16 protein-coding genes and 1 tRNA gene are annotated in these 19,982 nt (G+C 39.5%); 13 read left to right on the forward strand and 4 right to left on the reverse strand.

The features are described 5' to 3' along the window. Window positions 1–382 precede the first annotated feature (382 nt). On the forward strand, window positions 383–3,295 hold the full coding sequence (locus DUT70_RS05900; RefSeq protein WP_113646327.1) for an N-acetylmuramoyl-L-alanine amidase: 2,913 nt from the start codon (window positions 383–385) through the stop codon (window positions 3,293–3,295). A 307-nt stretch (window positions 3,296–3,602) separates the two neighbouring features. Next, window positions 3,603–4,697 (forward strand): hypothetical protein, encoded by a 1,095-nt coding sequence (locus tag DUT70_RS05905; protein WP_113646328.1) that lies wholly within the window; start codon window positions 3,603–3,605, stop codon window positions 4,695–4,697. A gap of 271 nt (window positions 4,698–4,968) precedes the next feature. On the opposite strand, the gene DUT70_RS05910 is transcribed toward DUT70_RS05905, so the two are convergent. Further along, window positions 4,969–5,042 (reverse strand) — tRNA-Ile (locus tag DUT70_RS05910). Between the two features lie 66 nt (window positions 5,043–5,108). Here DUT70_RS05910 and DUT70_RS05915 point away from each other — a divergent pair. Further along, window positions 5,109–5,750 (forward strand): HAD family hydrolase, encoded by a 642-nt coding sequence (locus DUT70_RS05915; protein ID WP_113646329.1) that lies wholly within the window; start codon window positions 5,109–5,111, stop codon window positions 5,748–5,750. Window positions 5,751–5,780: 30 nt separating this feature from the next. On the opposite strand, the gene DUT70_RS05920 is transcribed toward DUT70_RS05915, so the two are convergent. Beyond that, complete coding sequence (locus DUT70_RS05920; RefSeq protein ID WP_113646330.1) at window positions 5,781–6,404, reverse strand: DUF6266 family protein; 624 nt, start codon at window positions 6,402–6,404, stop codon at window positions 5,781–5,783. A gap of 332 nt (window positions 6,405–6,736) precedes the next feature. Further along, complete coding sequence (locus DUT70_RS05925) at window positions 6,737–8,038, reverse strand: carboxypeptidase-like regulatory domain-containing protein (protein WP_113646331.1); 1,302 nt, start codon at window positions 8,036–8,038, stop codon at window positions 6,737–6,739. A gap of 55 nt (window positions 8,039–8,093) precedes the next feature. Here DUT70_RS05925 and DUT70_RS05930 point away from each other — a divergent pair, with 55 nt between their 5' ends. From DUT70_RS05930 to DUT70_RS05950, 5 genes are all read left to right on the forward strand, one after another. After that, window positions 8,094–8,411: a DUF962 domain-containing protein gene (locus DUT70_RS05930; RefSeq protein ID WP_113646332.1), complete on the forward strand. Its 318-nt coding sequence runs from the start codon at window positions 8,094–8,096 to the stop codon at window positions 8,409–8,411. Window positions 8,412–8,591: 180 nt separating this feature from the next. Then, entirely contained in the window at window positions 8,592–10,865 is a 2,274-nt protein-coding gene (gene katG, locus DUT70_RS05935; RefSeq protein ID WP_113646333.1) for a catalase/peroxidase HPI, read from the forward strand. Window positions 10,866–11,909: 1,044 nt separating this feature from the next. Further along, window positions 11,910–12,302 carry a GreA/GreB family elongation factor gene (locus DUT70_RS05940; protein WP_113646334.1) on the forward strand — a complete coding sequence of 131 codons (393 nt, stop codon included), beginning with the start codon at window positions 11,910–11,912 and terminating at the stop codon, window positions 12,300–12,302. A gap of 50 nt (window positions 12,303–12,352) precedes the next feature. After that, window positions 12,353–12,475, forward strand: a complete 123-nt coding sequence (locus DUT70_RS21465) for an alanyl-tRNA synthetase (RefSeq protein WP_113646335.1) — start codon at window positions 12,353–12,355, stop codon at window positions 12,473–12,475. A gap of 69 nt (window positions 12,476–12,544) precedes the next feature. Beyond that, on the forward strand, window positions 12,545–13,093 hold the full coding sequence (locus tag DUT70_RS05950) for an AAA family ATPase (RefSeq protein ID WP_113646336.1): 549 nt from the start codon (window positions 12,545–12,547) through the stop codon (window positions 13,091–13,093). 474 nt (window positions 13,094–13,567) lie between these two features. Here DUT70_RS05950 and DUT70_RS05955 read toward each other — a convergent pair whose 3' ends face one another. Then, window positions 13,568–14,752 carry a proline dehydrogenase family protein gene (locus DUT70_RS05955; protein ID WP_205529736.1) on the reverse strand — a complete coding sequence of 395 codons (1,185 nt, stop codon included), beginning with the start codon at window positions 14,750–14,752 and terminating at the stop codon, window positions 13,568–13,570. A gap of 93 nt (window positions 14,753–14,845) precedes the next feature. On the opposite strand from DUT70_RS05955, the gene DUT70_RS05960 reads away from it, so the two are divergent. The 5 genes from DUT70_RS05960 to DUT70_RS05980 all read left to right on the forward strand — a co-directional run bounded on the left by DUT70_RS05960 (window position 14,846) and on the right by DUT70_RS05980 (window position 19,859). Then, window positions 14,846–15,052 (forward strand): RNA-binding S4 domain-containing protein, encoded by a 207-nt coding sequence (locus DUT70_RS05960; protein WP_113646338.1) that lies wholly within the window; start codon window positions 14,846–14,848, stop codon window positions 15,050–15,052. Then, window positions 15,052–16,110 (forward strand): 3-dehydroquinate synthase, encoded by a 1,059-nt coding sequence (aroB, locus tag DUT70_RS05965; RefSeq protein WP_113646339.1) that lies wholly within the window; start codon window positions 15,052–15,054, stop codon window positions 16,108–16,110. Before DUT70_RS05960 ends, aroB begins: the two co-directional genes overlap by 1 nt. Window positions 16,111–16,113: 3 nt before the next feature. Beyond that, entirely contained in the window at window positions 16,114–17,043 is a 930-nt protein-coding gene (locus tag DUT70_RS05970) for a sterol desaturase family protein (RefSeq protein ID WP_113646340.1), read from the forward strand. A 684-nt stretch (window positions 17,044–17,727) separates the two neighbouring features. Further along, window positions 17,728–18,561 carry a prephenate dehydratase gene (locus DUT70_RS05975; RefSeq protein ID WP_113646341.1) on the forward strand — a complete coding sequence of 278 codons (834 nt, stop codon included), beginning with the start codon at window positions 17,728–17,730 and terminating at the stop codon, window positions 18,559–18,561. Between the two features lie 155 nt (window positions 18,562–18,716). Beyond that, window positions 18,717–19,859, forward strand: a complete 1,143-nt coding sequence (locus DUT70_RS05980; RefSeq protein WP_113646342.1) for a chorismate mutase — start codon at window positions 18,717–18,719, stop codon at window positions 19,857–19,859. Window positions 19,860–19,982 lie beyond the last annotated feature (123 nt).

Below are 19,982 nucleotides of genomic sequence, written 5' to 3' on the forward strand. Positions count from 1 at the left end.
CAGCGGCTGTTTTCACTGAAAAAAAGTCATTTCAACTGAAAACTTATCAGTTTTTTGATGTCAAAAATTCATTATGCAACTAAAGATTAGCGAGAAAGAGCACCGCCTTTTGGTAATTAATGCTTGGCTGCTTTAAACTGACATACCCCATTCTACCTGAATGACAACTATTATAGCACAAAAATTTAATGCTTGCGGTTTTAATTTTTTTATTGCGTTTTTTTGCGTTTTAACTTTGATTTTATTAAACTTACAGTATTGAAGTTGAGTGCCTTACCCCTATTTTTACGTTTTAATGCAACATAATGCGTTTTAACTAGTAAAGAAGCTCTTTTCTGCAATATTTAACTAACCAAACCACACAACTATTAAATTGAATCGCATGAAAAAACTTTTACTATCATTTGCTTTCTTGGCAATTGGATTTACCACATTTGCACAAGTCAAAAGAACCAACGAAGACCTGATTAAATTGGTAGATAAAAATTTAAGCTCGCCAATCAAAAAAAGTGTCTATGGAAACGGTGATGTGTTTTTGCAAAGAAACATGAACGACTTTCTTGCAAACACCGACCGCGACCGGAAAGCCGCGATAGAAAAACAAAATCAATCAGCCAAGCTCCAGGGAGTTGTTATTGAATATGATCATAGTGGCGAAGACCATGAACACCTCGCAGATATTTTAAATCGTCCGCATCCGTCTGTGGCCACAACAGAAAAATATATCGAGGACGCAGCAGCTGAATTTCGAGTACCTGCAATCATATTGAAAGCTGCCGCTCAAGTACAAAGCAATTGGGCACAAACAGGGCCCTCTTTTTATGGCTCTTACGGAATGATGGGTTTGATTGAATCGGATAACATCAAACAAATTACACTTGCTGCAAGTTTGACTAATTTAAGTGCTGACGATATAAAAAATCAAGCCAAAGCAAATATTAGAGCCGCAGCTGCACTATTAGCCTATTACCAAAAAGGCAAACCTAAATCGGATGATTTAGCAGATTGGTTTGAGGCAACAAGAGATTTGACGGGTTTAACCAACGAAGAAATGAAGACTTCACTAGCAACAAGTTTTTACAATGTGATCAAAAACGGAAGTAAAACAGTATCGCTTTGGAGAGAGATTATTCAAATTGACGCTAAACCAATTGTTATTCCCGAATATAAAAGCGTATCTGAAAAAAAAAATGAGCGTGTTGGAAATGTTACTCAAGCAGGCACCGATTATCCAACTGCCATCAATAGAATGACTACTTGTAATTATGCTACAGGGCGAAACGGCTATGGCATCGATTATTATTTTGTTCATTATATGGCAACCGGAACTTATGCTGGTGCCATATCCTGGTTTAGTGATTGCACCCGTACTACACCATCGAGCGCTAATTACTGTATTCGAAATTCTGATGGCGAAATATCACAGGTAGTGAGAGAAAGCGACAGAGCTTATGCACAAGGTGTAACTGGTTTTCCTCAATGGAATGGCGCAGGCATAAGTACAGAACATGAAGTTTTAGCGACCAACTTGGCCATGTGGGATAGCGAACCCATGCTAGTTGCTGCGGCAAACCTAGCCATAGATGTTTGTAATAGAAATAACATTCCAAGAGTTAGAAGAGGCGTTAATGGGGACCGTGGCATATATGGTCATAGTGATGTTAAAGCTACCGATTGCCCTAATTTAACTACTGCACGTTGGACAAATTTATTGAACAGAATTGCCGGCGGCATTGTCATTCCGTCAGTTTCATTACCAACGCTATATTACATCACAGGTACAGCAGGTTCTAATGTCGTAAATGCAGCGTGGAAAGCCAATACTGAAACGACATTAAAAGGATATCGTTTATATTATGCCTTAGACGACGATTTTAGTGGTTGGGCCTTAGCTGCTGATGAGTCTACGTTAACAGCCACCACAACGAGTATCAGTTTAAACCCAAGTCAATTTTTAGTAGTGCCTACCACTGCCCCAGTTCATTTTAAACTTACTGCGGTTATTCCAAATGGCGTTAATCCCGATGTTGAAAGTGCGCCAAGTGATGTTTATAGTAGAACTGCTAATACGACAACAGGGCCAAAGGTTCTTATTGTTGACGCGTTTGATCGAGTTAACGATTATAAATCAAAATCGCACAATTTTGCTGCCATTTATTTTAATACGTTAAAAGATAACGCCACCATGCGAATTAATTCTGCTGCCGACGAGATGATAGACGCAGGAACCATTTTATTAAGCGACTACGATATGGTGTTATGGTTTAACGGTGACGAATCTGGCACTGACAAAATTTTTAATGGATCAAATAAAACAAAAGTTAAAGCTTTTTTGGATAATGGCGGAAAACTGCTCATTACAGGATCAGAAATTGCATACAACTTAAACCGGTCTGCTGCAACTGAGTACGATATACCTTTTTTGAATAACTATTTGAAGGCAAGTTATGTGAGTGACGGCACGACCACAGACACGCCCGTATCAGGCGTAATAGGAAGTCCATTTGAGGGCGTAACACTTAATCTTGGCGAGAATTATCTAGCAACATATCCTGATAATATCACCCCTGTTGGCGGCGGAACAACCATTTTAAATTATAGACCCGCAGGTCGTTTTGCCGGAGTTGCGTATAAAGGTACATTTGGATCGGGAACAATCCCTGGTGCAATTATTTATCTTGGATTCCCACTAGAGACTGCACCTCAAGCACAAATTACCACTTTTATGGCAAAAGCATTGGCCTATTTTGAGGTGACTTTGCCAGTTACACTGCTTAACTATAATGCAACACTTCAAAACACAGGAGCTGTTAAATTACAGTGGCAAACCGCTTCTGAAACTGATAACAAAGAATTTATCATCTCCCGATCAGTAGATGGGCAGCAGTTTAATGTTGTTGGGAAAGTTGCAAGTTTTGGAAATACAACAACTGGTAATCATTATGTTTTTTATGATAAGAAACCAGTTAATGGTATTAATTATTATCGATTAGAACAACAAGATTTTAACGGTGACATCACAGGTTTAGGGGAACGAGTGGTTAATGTATCTTTAACTGATAACAAAGTAGAAGTTTATCCAAACCCAACGCAAGATATCATTAACGTTGCGTTTGTAGCAGGTCTTTATCATCAGATCCAGCTTATAGATAACAACGGTAAAATATTGAAACAAATCTCATTAGGCAGCTCAACAACGCAAACAACTATCAGTTTAAACAATGTAGCTTCGGGCATCTACTTCCTAAAATTTAACGGTAATATACCTCTGGCAAAAAAGATTGTAAAAAACTAGCGTTAATGATTTTTAAAATACCGTAGGTGTTATCCTACGGTATTTTGTTTAATTATGGCACTCAACTCTGGACAATACTCACCAAAATAAAATTTTAAAATAAGTAAATTCAACTTGTGGTTGGTGTTATCACCATACCACAAAATTATACCTCAAATGCTTGGTGACAACACCAACCAAAGGGTAAAATTATTTTATTGGCTAATGTTAGACACAAGCACCGCTATGCTAATGCTTACGCTAGGTGAAGCATATTTTATATATTTAACTCCAACAAGTTATATATGATGAACCTACGATAAGAAATATGAAAATCAAACTATCCATCCTACTCACCGTCATCTTGCAGAACTTTGCTTTTGGTCAAGAACTGGTCACCAAAGCTTCCTTCGAAAATATCCAGTATGTTAATTCCCTAGCTTGGCATGAAGACGAAATCTATTGCGGTGGTTATACTTTTAAAACTAAAATCAATGATGGGAACTCCGCAGATGCTTATCTAGTCAATTACGATCTGTCCCTAAAGCCAAAATGGTCCATTAAAATTGCCGATAAGCATTACAATGAAATCGGAGCGATCATTAGGTACCAAGATAAAATATACGCTTTAGTTAGCCAAGGCAAAATGCAACCACTTGCTAAGGATCTCTTTCTTACCCTATACATTATTCTTCCCGATGGTTCCATACAGGAAAAGATACCTGTAGCTCGTACATTTTATGCGCCTTCTAATATCGCTGTTGATGGGCAGTACCTCATATTTGGAAACACTTCCAATGCAGGGACCAGCTATTCCAGTACTTCAACACCAGAAATCATCAGGTACAACATGACTACTAAAAAAATCACTAGGCAAAAAGGTAGTCAGGGGCTTTTCTATCCCAAAAAAATCATTGCAACCAAAGCAGGCATATTCCTTTCAGACATGTACTTCACACCTAACCGACCGAACCTGATGTCTCTTAAAAATGGAAGATACGGCGAGATTTCTCTAAAGTCAAAGAAAACGGAATACTTTCTGGACTGTTATGTGAACAAAAATATCTTAACCACGGTATGTGTTTTCCCAGGCGTTTATGGCAACATGAACAAATACCTCAAATATTATTACCTAGACCTGGCGACCAAAAAAACAACCAGCAAGACCATCCCCTATCCAACGCTGGGTTGGGAAGATATTCGCTTCTCCACTTTTTCAACTGGCCTATCCTCTTGGCTCATCGCACAAGAAGCCAAAACAAAACAGCTAAACTATGTGCTGTTAGATAGCAGTGGTAACGTCAAAAAAACCTTGAAATTTGATCAAGCAAACGGCAATAGCTACCAAGAATATTATATTTTTAGAGATAGTGTACTGCTCAAAGCAAACTCTAGGGGTATCCAGCTTTACAAAACGGAATAGGTATAGGCTACGCTAATGTTTGCGCTAGAGGGGGAAGCGAATATTAGTCCAGCAAAAATATGAAAAGACAGCTTTTAATTCATCCTTTATTACTTCTATTGGCTTGTAAAAGCGAGACCAAGGAATTGTTAAACTTGTGGTTGGTGTTATCACCATACCACAAACTTATATCTTAATTGGTTGGTGATAACACCAACCAAAGGGTAAATCAAATACACCTCCCTAACCCATTTTCCACAAAAAAAGCTCCCCATTTTCATGAGGAGCTTTGTGGGCCATGATGGGCTCGAACCATCGACCAAAAGATTATGAGTCTTCTACTCTAACCAACTGAGCTAATGGCCCTGCTAAAACACTGTTAGGTTTTGCGAGTGCAATGTTACATATTTGCATCGAATTTTGGAACTATAAATGGAAAAAATTAAAAATATTATCTTCGATTACGGCAATGTGATCTTTGCTATCGACTTCATACGCACCCAAAACGCTCTTGCACAACTAGGTATTCCCAATGTGGCCGAGTTCTTTGCACACAAGGGCCACAACCAGTTATTTGATGATTTTGAAACTGGAAGCATTAGCCCTGCCCAATTTAGAGATGGCATTAGAAAAGTAGCCGAAAAATTAGAACTTACCGACCAGCAGATTGACGACGCTTGGAACAGCTTGTTAATAGGCGTATCAGGCAACAACCACGATGTACTGTTAGAAGTAAAAGCAAAATATCGTACCTTTTTATTGAGCAACAACAACAAAATCCACTACGACTGGATCATTGCCTACTTGCAAAAAGACTTTGGCTTCAACAATTACGACGATTTCTTCGAAAGGGCTTATTTCTCGCAAGACACCACGATGCGCAAGCCCAACCCTGCCATTTTTGAAATGGTGCTCAAAGAAAACAACCTCAATCCCGAAGAAACCCTGTTCATCGACGATAGTCCACAACACATTGAGGGCGCCAAAAAAGCAGGCCTAAACACCTTGCTCATGAACGTGCACCCTGAACATTTACGCGATTTTTTAGTAAGCCATCAACTGCTGCAAGCCTAAGCCTCTTCTTTTAAGGTACTGGCACCACGGCTAGCTCCCCAAATATACGCTGTCCGACTGCGAAAGCCTGTCGGCAGCGCTAAAAGCTAGGTAAAGCTGATAAGTTCCTGGCCTCACTTTATCCACTTCTAAGCTAAATGACCCAGTGGCCCTAAACGCTCCTGTGTCAAAAAACATCGCAAACCCTCTTTCAACATCATAAGCCATAGGCATTGCAAAATCATAAGGATGTTCATTGCCCTTTCTTTTGTGATCCCATGAAAACAAAAACTCACCAACACTCGTTTGCGTTACGGTAATGCCCTGCGGTAAAGGTAATTTTCCCGAACTTACTTTCACTTTCTCTGGTAATACCCGCCAAACACCCTCCTCTAGCACCATAGCCTCACGCAGTAAATAAGATTTTGCGGCGACAAAACCTTCAGAGGTTTCACTATAGTTTTTAAAGCCCGCTCGTACATAGCCCACTAGTGGCCTCAACCAAGCTTGTGCTACACCAAACTTGTCGCGATTGAGCTGTTCTTTAGCACTAATGTTTTTAGTGCGTCGTTTGTAAGGACCTTTGACATAAGCCTTACCTTTTCTGTGTGACCCAATGATGGACCCTACTTTCCCAATAAAAGGACCATTAATTCCGTTGATAAGTTTTCCCATATGACCTCCATCATAATGAATAGATGATTACTAGTTCTAATTTAACACTATTTAAACAAAAATCATAACAAGATAAAATAAGAAGTAAACAGGAATTTTTTCCCTCTTTTGGCCGAGTTTCATCCGAGTTTCATGCGAGTTTGATCCCTGTTTATTTAAAAGATGACCATATGCTTTTAGCTTGATTTTAGGTCAACATCCAAAGCCATGATCGGCCAACATTAATCAACTTTCTTTAGGTCAATCAGGAAAATAACAAAGTCGGGCAGTACAGCAAGAAAAACAAACTTTATTCTCATCATTTGAGGAAGAAACAAAAGCCGTACAGACCACTAACGCTTTTTCTCGCTTAAGGCTTCGTGATTTTTTAACGCATTGTTGGTAGTTGCTGTTCGAGGAACATGGGGTTCGTAGTCGGCAGGTAAATAAGAAGCAAGTCTTTTTCCCAACATAAAACCGTCCATTCTCCAATTTTGGGATATTGGATTGCCAAAATATGAAATCATTAATGGGGTTGCATCGGTTAGCTTCATTAATGTTTCTACTTTTTTAGCCTCTCGTTTATCGTATCGTTTGTTAAAGTAGCTGGTATGCATAGCTAATTTCTTGCCATCTCTAATATAGGTAACCATAATGGTATCAGGGAAGTTTAGCTCGAACAGATGATTCACAGTATCCTTTTTAAGATATTTATACAAATCCAGCGTATCTAATTTCCTACTTAAATAATTTGCAGCGGCCAATTGCTTCTTGTAGTATTTTAAACTATCCTCATTACCAACCAAATCTTCTAAATTTACATTTATAGCAAATGATTTATGCTTGAGCGTTTCATTTTTTAGATGATTTATTAGTTGCTTAACCCTGAGTTTCTCTAAATTTTCAACTTCAGTATATCGATAAATACCAAATCCCTCTTCGCTTAAAGATCTATTGATTAAGGATTTAAAAAAATGGGCTTTAGACCCCTGATAAACCCAGTTTGTCGTGATTTGCATACTTTCTAAAGAACTATTTGATTTTGTTGGCTCAAAAAACAAGGTAGACCTATAGCTTAAATATTCTTTTTCAACATTGTATTTAAACTCCTCCAAATCAACTTTAATTAAGTATCCAAGCCTATCATTAATGACCCAAATTGGTTCAAAACTAGAAGCACTCAGTACCTGCTCTTCTCGATCGAAATAAAATTTAATCACTTTTGGATTGAGTACTACATTGAGACCATATTGTTTTGAATAGTAATCATGCGTATCATCAGACATTAACAACCTAGTGAATAAAGCCCCCCATTTTTCCCATCCATTTTTATCGCCGATTACAACTTCTTTCAAAGTATTATCTATGGGCTTTAATAGAATTTTAAAATTTTGTTGCGGAATCTCCTTCAAAATCACTTTATAGTAACCTACACAGGAGACTACCAGTTCGGCATTAGTACTATTAGTGGTAATATAAAACCTGCCCGCCACATTGGTTTTTGTGCCAACTTGCGTTTCGTTAAAGTAAACACTGGCATTTTCAATAGGTTGCCCAGTTTCGGCATCGGCCACCCTACCTACGGCCGTAAGTTGCGCTAAACTTTTAAGAGAAAAAAACAACAAGAAGAGCGAGCAATTGAGCTTAAAAAACATATGCAAGAGGGTTATATTTGCGCAATAATTACTAACTTAACAAAAAACCACGTTAATGGAAGCCAAAAAGTACAAATCGTTGCAAGAGTTTTACCCTTTTTACCTAAGCGAACACCAAAACACCACTAGCCGTATCTTACATTTTATAGGTACTGCATTGGTGGTACTTTCGCTCATTACAGGAGTACTTTTTCATGATTGGCGCTTTTTATTGGTCATCCCCTTTTTAGGCTATGGCTTTGCTTGGGTAGGACATTTCTTTTTTGAAAAGAACAAACCCGCTACCTTTCAATATCCTGGTTACAGTTTGGCTAGCGATTTCATGCTATTTTGGGATTTGCTTAGCGGAAAACAAAATTTTAAAGTGAAATAGCTTTTACCTATTAGCCCATAGATAAAAGCACTTTGATAGGGCAAGACCACAACCGTATCTTTATCATTATTCAAAAAGGTATGGACATGGAAAACAAAACAAACAGCGAAATGTCTTTCCAATGCCTGCATTAGGCCATTGGGAAATACCAATACATCATTAACAAAAAATTGATTAAGCATGGAAAACAAAGGTTCAGACATCAGCAAATGCCCATTTCACAACGGCAGCATGAAAAGTAACGTTGCTGGTAATGGCACTCGAAACCGCGACTGGTGGCCAAAACAGCTCAAACTCAACATCCTCCGTCAGTACTCTTCTCTATCCAACCCAATGGACGGAGAGTTTAACTACGCCGAAGCTTTTAAAAGCCTCGACTATCAAGCTTTAAAAAATGATTTACATGCGCTCATGACCGATTCGCAAGATTGGTGGCCTGCAGATTTTGGCCATTACGGTGGTTTGTTCATCCGTATGGCTTGGCACAGTGCAGGTACCTATCGTGTAGGCGATGGTCGTGGCGGGGCTGGACAGGGACAACAACGTTTTGCACCGCTAAATAGCTGGCCCGATAATGTGAGCTTAGACAAAGCCCGTCGTTTACTTTGGCCTATTAAACAAAAATATGGACGTGCCATTTCATGGGCCGATTTAATGATTTTAGCTGGAAACGTAGCTTTAGAGTCCATGGGCTTTAAAACCTTTGGCTTTGCTGGAGGTCGTGAAGATGTTTGGGAAGCCAGTGAAGATGTTTATTGGGGATCGGAAACCACTTGGTTGGGCAATGATGAACGTTACTCCCAAGGTCAGGAAGGTGTGGCCGCACATGGCGTGGTTTCTTCTGATGAGGATGCAGATGGACAAAAACATTCGAGAGACTTAGAAAAACCATTAGCTGCTGCACACATGGGTTTAATTTATGTGAATCCTGAAGGCCCTGATGGTAACCCTGATCCTATTGCCGCTGCAAGAGATATTCGTGACACTTTTGGCCGCATGGCGATGGATGATGAAGAAACCGTTGCTTTAATTGCGGGTGGACATACTTTTGGTAAAACCCACGGCGCGGCTACCTCAGACCACGTAGGCAAAGAACCCGAAGCTGCTGGATTGGAATTACAGGGCTTTGGATGGCAAAACAGCTATAACACAGGTAAAGGTGCTGATGCCATTACCAGTGGATTGGAAGTAACTTGGACCACTACCCCAACCCAATGGAGCAATAACTTTTTCGAAAATCTTTTTGCTTTTGAATGGGAGTTGACCAAAAGCCCAGGTGGTGCCCATCAATGGGTAGCTAAAACCAATGAGGAAATTATTCCTGATGCCTTTGATCCTGCAAAAAAACATAAACCTACCATGCTCACCACGGATCTTTCTTTAAGATTTGATCCCGCCTACGAGAAAATATCCAGACGCTTTTTGGAAAATCCAGATGCCTTTGCAGATGCTTTTGCCCGTGCTTGGTTTAAATTAACGCACCGTGATATGGGCCCTGTTTCCCGTTATTTAGGACCCGAGGTACCCAATGAGGAATTGATTTGGCAAGACCCTGTGCCAGCGGTAGATCATCCCTTGGTAGAGGAAAACGATTTGGAAAGCTTGAAAGCTAAAATCCTTAATTCTGGCTTAAGCGTTTCGCAATTGGTAAGTACAGCTTGGGCTTCGGCCGCTACTTTCCGCGGTGGCGATAAACGTGGTGGCGCTAATGGAGCGCGTATTCGTTTGGCCCCTCAACGTTACTGGAAAGCCAATAACCCTGCTCAATTAGATAAAGTGTTGAGTACCTTGGAGCATATCCAAAAGGAATTTAATGCCGCACAAAGCAATGGCAAAAAGATTTCATTGGCCGATTTAATTGTACTTGCGGGTAACGCTGCCGTTGAAAAAGCAGCTAAAGATGCGGGACAGCAAGTGAAAGTGCCTTTCGCTGCCGGCCGTACTGATGCCAGTCAGGATAAAACAGATGTAGAATCGTTTGGCTACCTAGAGCCTATTGCCGATGGTTTCCGTAACTATAAAAAAGGACGAACCGTAGCCTCAACCGAGGAGTTACTGATTGATAAAGCGCAATTATTAACACTTACAGCACCAGAAATGACGGTACTTGTAGGCGGTATGCGTGCTTTAAATGCGAATTACGATGGTGCTACCCATGGGGTGTTGACCAACCGTCCTGAAAGATTAAGCAACGACTTTTTTATCAACTTATTGGATATGGCAACCGCATGGAAAGCAGTAAGTGAGGATAAGGAACTGTACGAAGGTTTTGATCGCAGTACTGGCCAAACCAAATGGACCGCTACTCGTGCCGACCTGGTTTTTGGTTCCAATGCCGAACTTCGCGCCATTGCCGAAGTATATGCCAGCAAAGACGCACAAGGAAAATTTGTAAACGATTTTGTAGCCGCTTGGGATAAGGTCATGAACTTAGATCGTTTTGATTTGGTTTAAAAACTTGTTATAAAATAGTAATCATCCCTAGTCCATTGCTTTTTAGAAGTAGGGCTAGGGATTTTTATTTAACTACTTATACCTCCCCCTGCCCCCTCCAAAGGGGGATATGGTTACTGCGACTATTGAAACTGTTGCAACAACCCACTTCCTTTGTCGTTATCTCTGCACTAACTTTCTCGTCATCTCGACTGTGCCTGTCCCGACTTTTCGGGAGAGAGATCTTTGAAGGTCGGTTAATCGTTTAACTGGTTAATTGTTTTTAGGAAATAGTGGCTAGTGACGGTAGCTAGTCATTTTGCGCCAATCTTTCCTACATCGTCATCTCGACCGTAGCGGAGAGATCTTTGAAGGTCGGCTAATCGTTTAACTGGTTAATTGTTTTTAGGGAATAGTGGCTAGTGACGGTAGCTAGTCATTTTACGCCAATCTTTCCTACATCGTCATCTCGACCGTAATGGAGAGATCTAACGATTAAATTATCAAGCACCTCCCCCTGCCCCCTCCAAAGGGGGAGATAGTTACAGCTAAACAAAACTTTTATTAGCATTTTGGGCGACAACAACCTCCCAAGAATTCCTACGTCCTTCCTGTCATTCCGAGCATAGCGAGGAATCTACAAGTACACATGAATAGAGATTCCTCACTATGCTCGGAATGACAAAGCTATGTTCAGAATGACAAACCAAACGAACTAAGCTTCCAAACCATGTTAGTCCTTTAATTGTAACAATATCCTCGAAATTTGCTTTTCACCAATAACAAACCCATATTTGCTTCCATGTGCAAAACAACAGCATCCGTGGTAACCCGCACTTTCTTTACGAAGAAGGAGGCTACCGCCATGCCTTTTGCTCATCCCGCAAAGCGAAATTTCTGCATGCCCTCAAATCCTGCATTGCTTAACCAAAGCAAGGATTTTATTAACTAAACCCCGATTTCTAATTCTTCTCTTAGCGATTTCGGGGGATAACCATCTCTGAAAATATTTTTTTATGCCTTTCTCATTCGAGAGGCTGATCTATTCATTTAAACTTATTGAAAATGGAAACAAAATCAATTTTATTATCTAAAAGCGACTACAAATTTTTAAGCGAACATTTGGAAAAAGCAGTCATGAGCGACTACAACAAATCTCGTCTCAAACAAGAAATTAAAAATGCCAAAATCTTCGAGGATACGGATCTTCCTACTGATGTCGTTTCATTATATACGGAAGCACAAATTGAAAGTACCGAGAATGGTCAACAATTTGTCTTTAAACTAGTTTTACCCAAGGATGCCAATATAAAACAGCAAAAAGTATCTATATTTGCACCCATTAGCATTGCATTGTTAGGTTACCAAACGGGCGACTTGATTCAATGGGAAATGCCCGACGGGATTAAAGAGTTCAAGATTATGGCGGTGAGAAAATTAGAGGAACACGAACACTAGCCTGAATAATGCACAGCTAACCATGCTATTCCTTTTTACGATTGAAAATCATGAATGCAGAGAAAGTAGAAAAATTCAAAAAATGGATCAAGAAAATTGGTTTCTGGGGTTTTCTATTCTTTTTGGTAAAGGGCTTGGTATGGTTAGCTGTCGGTTATTTCATTGTGAAATAGCCCTTCTCAAAATGAGCTACGGCATTTAAAAGCGGCTTCATTTTCAAATCAATATCAGATCGTAAATTTATGCACACCAACTTATTCGTCATTACGGGTGGGCCTGGCGTGGGCAAAACCACACTCATTAACGAACTAAAAGACGCAGGTTTTTTAGTAGTGGAAGAAGACGCGAGAAAAATCATCCAACAGCAGATGCTTAAGGATGGTGACGCACTGCCATGGAAAAACAAAACGCTTTATGCAAAACTGATGTTGGAGGCTTCCGTAAGTTCTTATCAGGCCATTAAAGAAATGCAACGCTCAAAGCCTGTATTTTTCGACAGAGGGATTTTAGATGCGATTTGCTACATGAACATGGAGAAGATTCCTATTCCACCAGCAATGAAAGCTATGGCACTTGCTCATTCCTATACTAGCAAAGTTTTCATCCTACCACCATGGGAAGAAATTTACAAAACCGATAAGGAACGTAAGCAAACTTGGGAAGAAGCAGTATTTACTTTCAAAAGAATGAAGGAAACTTATCTTAGTTACGGTTATGAGGTGATTGAAGTCCCCAAAGCAACTGTAGGACTTCGTCGAGCTTTTATAGAAAAAGAGATTGAGACATTTTGATTAAAGAACAAAGAATAAAGACCGATGCGGTTATATTAAATCTTTGCTCCTCTCCTTATTCCTTACCCCTCATCAGCTCCATTCCTGTCATCCCGGCTCTTCTGGACAGGCACAGTAGAGATGACGGCTGTTTACCTCCTCCTACCCCCTCCAAAAGGGGGATATTGGGTACTGCTCCTTATTCCTTGCTCTCAATTTAGCTCCATTCCCGTCATCCCGACCGTAGCGGAGGGATCTTTGGACTTGGTAATTATGGAATAACTAGTACTTGCTTACCTGATCGGTATATTCAAGGATCTCTCTCCCGAAAAGTCGGGATAGGCACAGCCCAGATGATGGAACTGTTTACCTCCCCCTGCCCCCTCCAAAGGGGGATATTGGGTAGTGCGCCTTAATCCTTCTTCCTTCTTCCTTGTTCCTTAATCTTTGCTCCTTATTCCTTATTCCTTATTCCTTACTCCTAGCTCCTGTTATCTAAATCCCTCTTCTACTCTTCTCTCTGCTAATTAAAGAAAGTTCTCTGCTCGTTTGGCCAGCTACCGAAGTATTTTCTTGGGCCCTTCTGAACAAGTAAGGCATTACCGCTTTAATAGGTCCGTAAGGAACATATTTAGCTACGTTGTAACCTACGTTAGACAAGTTAAAGCTTAAATTATCGCTCATTCCCAATAACTGAGCAAAATAAACATGCGGGTGATTATGGGCAATGTCATTGGCATCAATCAGTTCCGTCAATAAGCGACTGCTTTCCTCGTTATGCGTACCACACACAAAACCAATGCGGTCAATATTGGCTACACAGAAACGCAAAGCTTCATTATAATCCTTATCGGTTGCGGCTTTATCTGGTTGTATTGGCGATAGATAGCCCATTTCTTCGGCACGTTTACGTTCCTTTTCCATATAAGCACCACGAACCAATTTGGCACCTAAAATAAAATCTGCTTCCTTGGCAATCAAAAGATCAGCCTGTAAACTAGTCAGTTTATCGTGACGGTAAATTTGATAGGTATTGAAAACAATCAGCTGTTCTTTATTGAACTTCATCATCATTTCTATAGCCAACAAATCAATGGTATCCTGTATCCAAGTCTCCTCGGCATCAATCATTACGGGCACCTTTCTTTCGTAAGCGGTACGGCAAATTTTCTCACAACGTTGTTTTACACGCTCAAATTCCGCTTTCTCGGTAGCATTTAGCTCTTGCTTAGCATCCAATTTTTCCAATAGTGCAAATCGGCCAATGCCAGTTACCTTAAAAACGGTGATTGGAATTCTTGGATCACCATCAGCACGTACAATGGTTCTAATGATTTCTTCGCAGGTAAAATCAAATACATGCTCCTCATCCTCGCCCTCAACCGAGTAATCTAAAATAGTGCCCACCTTACCTTGGTGCAATTGCTCAATCGTGTGTTCGCATTCGGCAATCGTTTCGCCACCGCAAAACTGTTTGAAAATAGTGGCTTTAATAGCACCTTGAATAGGCAAACCCACATTTAACATAAAATTGGTGATGGGAGGACCAACTTTAGTCAAAAAATTACTCCCTATGATTTTAAACAACCAGTAGGCTTGCTTTAATTCAGCATCAGATTTTTGTCGAAACGCGACTTCAGTGTTATTGAAGTCTATTTTTTGCTTGGGGGAAGCATCCATTTTTATATGTATTTAGTCAGAACGCTGCAAAAATATAAATAACTAGCCATCTAAGCACGAAAGACTTTCAAATAATCGTAAATTTGCGCCGCCATGATTAAATTTAAACTTGAAGGAGAATTTATTCCCTTAATCGCATTGCTAAAAGCTACTTCGTTGGTACAGAGTGGCGGAGAGGCACAGTCTATCGTAGAAGAAGGTCTAGTTAAAGTTAACGGTACCACCGAAGATCGTAAACGCTTAAAGGTGCGTGTTGGTGATAAAGTTGAATTTATGGGCAAAATAATTGAAGTGATTTAATGGAAGCACTAAAAAACAACGATCATTTTATTCACTTCGAGAGTGGACTAGAACCATTAAGAGATATTCTTGCAGCCAAAAAGTATAGCAAGGTATTTGTCTTCGCCGATTCGACCACGGCAGAGGTATGCTTGCCCGTTTTTAGAGATTTCTTGCCCGAGCTAGAGGATTTCGATATTATAGAGACTGATGCAGGGGAAGAAAATAAGAACATTGATTTCTGCATTGGCATTTGGAAAACCCTTTTGGATTTTGAAGCCGACAGAAAATGCTTGATGATCAATCTTGGTGGTGGCGTAATTACCGATATGGGTGGTTTTGTAGCCTCAACCTATAAACGTGGCATCGATTTCATCAATATCCCTACTACCCTACTTTCGCAAGTTGATGCTTCTGTGGGTGGCAAAACAGGGATTGATATCGACAACATTAAGAACATGGTGGGCACTTTTGCCTTGCCACAAGCGGTGTTTATCGAAAACAGTTTCTTGGCTACTTTACCAGAAAGGGAAATGTTATCTGGCTTTGCCGAAATGATTAAACATGGCCTTATTGCTGATGCTGCTTATTATCAGGAACTCAAAAACAGCGATTATCGTCAAATTAGTGCGCAGGCTATTTATCACTCTGTGAAGATCAAAAACGAAGTAGTATTGACCGATCCATTTGAAAAAGGATTGCGCAAGATCTTAAATTTTGGACATACCATTGGACACGCTGTAGAAGGTTATGCACTGGTAAACGATAAAAAGCCACTAACGCATGGTGAAGCCATTGCTATAGGAATGGTATGTGAGGCTTACTTATCTGCCAAATACTGCAACCTTTCTAGCGCTGAATTGGATGAAATTGCAGCTTACATTTTATCACTTTACCCTAAATATCATATCAAACCAGCTAGTTTTGATGATTTAATGGTGTTAATGCAAAGCGATAAAAAGAATGAAGATGGCTTTATTTTGTTCTCTTTATTAGATCAAATTGGTAAGTGCGTATTCAACTGCAAAGCAACCAAAGAGGATATTTTTAATAGTTTAACCTATTACAATAGTTTATAATATATGAAGTTTACTGGAAGTGATATTTCTGTAGGCACATTATTTAGTTTCGTCATTGTGCTCACCATCGTTGAAATGTATTTCAGCTATAAGCACGACAAAAAACTTTACACCAAGAGAGATACTTGGACCAACATTTATCTAATGCTTTGTGCCATCGTAGTTAACTTAAGTATGAAAGTGGCTACTTTTTACCTATTAGATTACTGTTATCAATTTAGGCTTTTCGAAATCCAAACGCCTTGGATTTATTGGACAGTATTGGTATTAGCGCAAGATTTCCTTTATTGGTTTTTACACACCGTTGGGCATTATGTGCGTTTCTTTTGGGCCATGCACGTAACACACCATTCTTCGGAACACTTCAACTTAACTACAGGCTTCCGTTCTACCGTATTTGAACCTTTGTATCGGGTATTCTTTTATTTGCCTTTGGCTTTTATGGGCTTTAACGCTTTAGATATCCTTTTTGCTTATTTGGTCACTCAAATTTATGGCAACCTAGTGCACACGCAAACAGTCATGAAGTTCCATCCTATTTTCGAATATATCTTTGTTACGCCTTCCCACCACAGGGTACACCACGCTTGTAATGTGCGTTATTTGGATAAAAACATGGGGATGGTCCTAATTTTATGGGACAGAATGTTTGGGACTTTTCAAGAGGAATTACCAGAGGACAAAATAAAATATGGCCTAACTACCCAACCAGAAGATACTGGCGCCGTAAATATCATTTTTCATGAGTTTATCGCCTTGGGAAAAGATGTGAAAAAAGCACCAACTTTTTGGGACAAGGTTAAATACATTGTAAATCCGCCAGGTTGGAGCCATGATGGAAGTACTAAAATTGCCAAAATTATGCAGCAGGAGTTACAGGAAGAAGAAAGCAAAAGCAAAGTAGTTGGCAATAGCGTTAAAACCTTTAGCTAGCAACTCATTTAATTTGGTGATGTTATTCCCTTTAACATCGCCGCGTAGAGGTGTAATATTTATAAAAGATCCGTACGACTCCTGCAGAGTCGCACACCCGAACTATATTTGCTTTCGATCAATATATTTAAATCCTTTGGGTTTTGTTTACGTAAAAGATGACATGATGCGCTTATTCAAGCATTTTACATGCCTCAAAATCATTCGCAACAAGCGTTAACATCTTTAGCTATTCCGTATTTCTATCCTAACAATACCTCGTAGAGGTTATATGTTTATAACCTAATGCATTATATCGGTACGACTCCTACAGAGTCGTATGTTTTTACTGTACGACATTATAGATATTAAATTCCTTTGGATTTTGTTTAATTTCAGACATGCTATACTAATTAATAAGTCTTGCTGTACACCTTAAAATACCATTTTGCTATTCGGTACAAAAACAACAAAATTAAATTCTGATAAAAATATTTTCAATTAACTATTGACAAATTAAATTTGTTGCTGTACATTTGGCAACATAAAGCAAAAAATGAATTTTAACACTACATATTGGTTTGGTTACTTTTACTACTTTAGTAAGAGCCAGGACTAGTATGCAGAAAAATAGATAAAAATATTTAAAATGTATGAAAGGGTCCTGGCTAAATAAGCCAGGACCCTTTTTCGTTTCACAACATTATGAAAACAAAAACCAGGGTAGCCATACAAGGCATTAAGGCATCATTCCACGAAGAAGCAGCTTACAAATTCTTTGGCAGAGACATTGAAACCGTTGAATGCAATTCCTTTAAACAGACTTGCGACGTTTTAGATGAAAACAAAGCTGATTTTGTGGTGATGGCTATTGAAAACTCTATTGCTGGTAGTCTTTTACCTAACTACACCCTTATTCGCGAATATAATTTTGCCGTAGTTGGTGAGGTTTACCTGCCTATTCAATTGCACCTTTTGGCTTTACCTGGCGTAAAATTTGAAGACATTAAAATTGCGACCTCACACCCTATTGCCATTAGACAATGTGTTGATTTCTTTGAAGAGTTTCCTCAAATACAAGTGATTGAAGGTAACGACACTGCGGCTTGTGCAAAGAAAATCAAAGACAACCAGCTGAAAGATACCGTAGCCATTGCCAATGCTTTAGCTGCCGAAACTTACGGGCTAGACATCATTGAAAGAAGAATAGAATCGAACAAGAAGAACTTCACCCGTTTCTTAATTCTTAGAAAAGACAAAACCGAAGTAGAAAAGGGAATTAACAAGGCTTCTATTTGTTTTCAGGTGGGGCACCACGTAGGCGCATTAAGCCAAGTGTTGCAAATATTTGCAGAGCTAAACGTGAACTTAACCAAGATCCAATCGATGCCTGTGTTAGGCCGTCGTAACGAATACTATTTCTATGTAGATATTGAATGGAAAAGCATCGAAAACTACGATACAGCCATCAGAAAAGTATTAAAGTTCACCGTCAACTTCAACATTATGGGCGAATATGTTAAAAATGATAAAGTGTAAAATGGTTAACTGTTGAAACTGTTGAATTGGTTAACCGACATCAAACTAACCAATTCAACAATTAACCAAATAACCGATTAAGCAATAAAATACAAAACGGTTAACCAATTCAAACAAATAACCGATTAAACAACAAAAAATAAATATCCTAAAAAATGAAACTTAATTTAAACATCGAGCCTTTAGAAAACTGGCTAACGGCTAAAAACCAACCCTTATTAATCTCTGGTCCTTGTAGTGCCGAAACAGAAGATCAATTGTTAACCACTGCACATTTATTGGCCGCTACTGGCAAAGTAAGTGTGTTAAGAGCTGGTATTTGGAAACCTCGTACCCGTCCAGGAGAGTTTGAAGGAATTGGCAGCATTGGTTTAGAGTGGTTGAAACGCGCTAAAGCAGAAACGGGTTTGCCTACAGCAGTTGAGGTAGCCAACGCTAAACACGTTGAAGAAGCTTTAGCCGCTGGCGTTGACATCCTTTGGATTGGTGCTCGTTCAACCGTAAACCCGTTCACTGTACAAGAAATTGCTGATGCCTTGAAGGGTCATGATATTCCTGTATTGGTAAAAAACCCAGTAAACCCTGATCTTCAATTGTGGATTGGTGCGATTGAGCGTATCAACAAAGCAGGAATTACTAAAATTGGTGCGATTCACCGTGGTTTCTCGTCGTTTGAAAAATCATCGTTCCGTAACGAACCAATGTGGGAAATGGCGATCCAATTAAAAACCCTTTGCCCTGAATTGCCAATCATTAACGACCCAAGCCACATTTGCGGTAACCGTGAGTTGATCCCTTACATTTCTCAAAAAGCGTTAGACTTAGACATGCAAGGTTTAATGATCGAGTCTCACTTAGATCCTTCAGTAGCTTGGACAGATGCTAAACAACAATTGACACCAGCAGCGGTTAACGAGTTAATGGAGCGCTTAACTGTACGTGAGCCAGAATCTCAAAACGAAGCTTTTGTAGATAAATTAGCTGAACTACGTAAGCAAATTGATAAAATTGACGACTTGCTATTGCAAAAGCTAGGCGAGCGTATGAAAATCGTTGAGAAAATTGGCGAATACAAACGTGATAACCAAGTAACTGTTTTGCAAGTTAACCGTTGGGATGAAATCCTTAAGAAAGGAACAGCTTTTGCAAAAGCATTGAAATTGGATGAGCACTTTACCGAGAAATTCTTGGAATTGGTACACGGTGAATCTATCCGTTTACAAACTGAAATATTAAACGAAGGCAAAGCTACACAAGAAGGCATTGCTGCTGAGCAACATGCTGAAGTAAAAGCATAAGCAAATATTTTTTAGGATATAAGCATAGTCTCGGTCTCCTCGTCATTTCGAGCGAAGTGCAACGTAGCCGAGAAATCTTTGAACTTTATATTTTACATTGTTTAAAGATCTCTCCATTTCGCT

The sequence above is a fragment of the Pedobacter chitinilyticus genome, assembly GCF_003313385.1.
GTDB classification, from domain to species: domain Bacteria; phylum Bacteroidota; class Bacteroidia; order Sphingobacteriales; family Sphingobacteriaceae; genus Pedobacter; species Pedobacter chitinilyticus.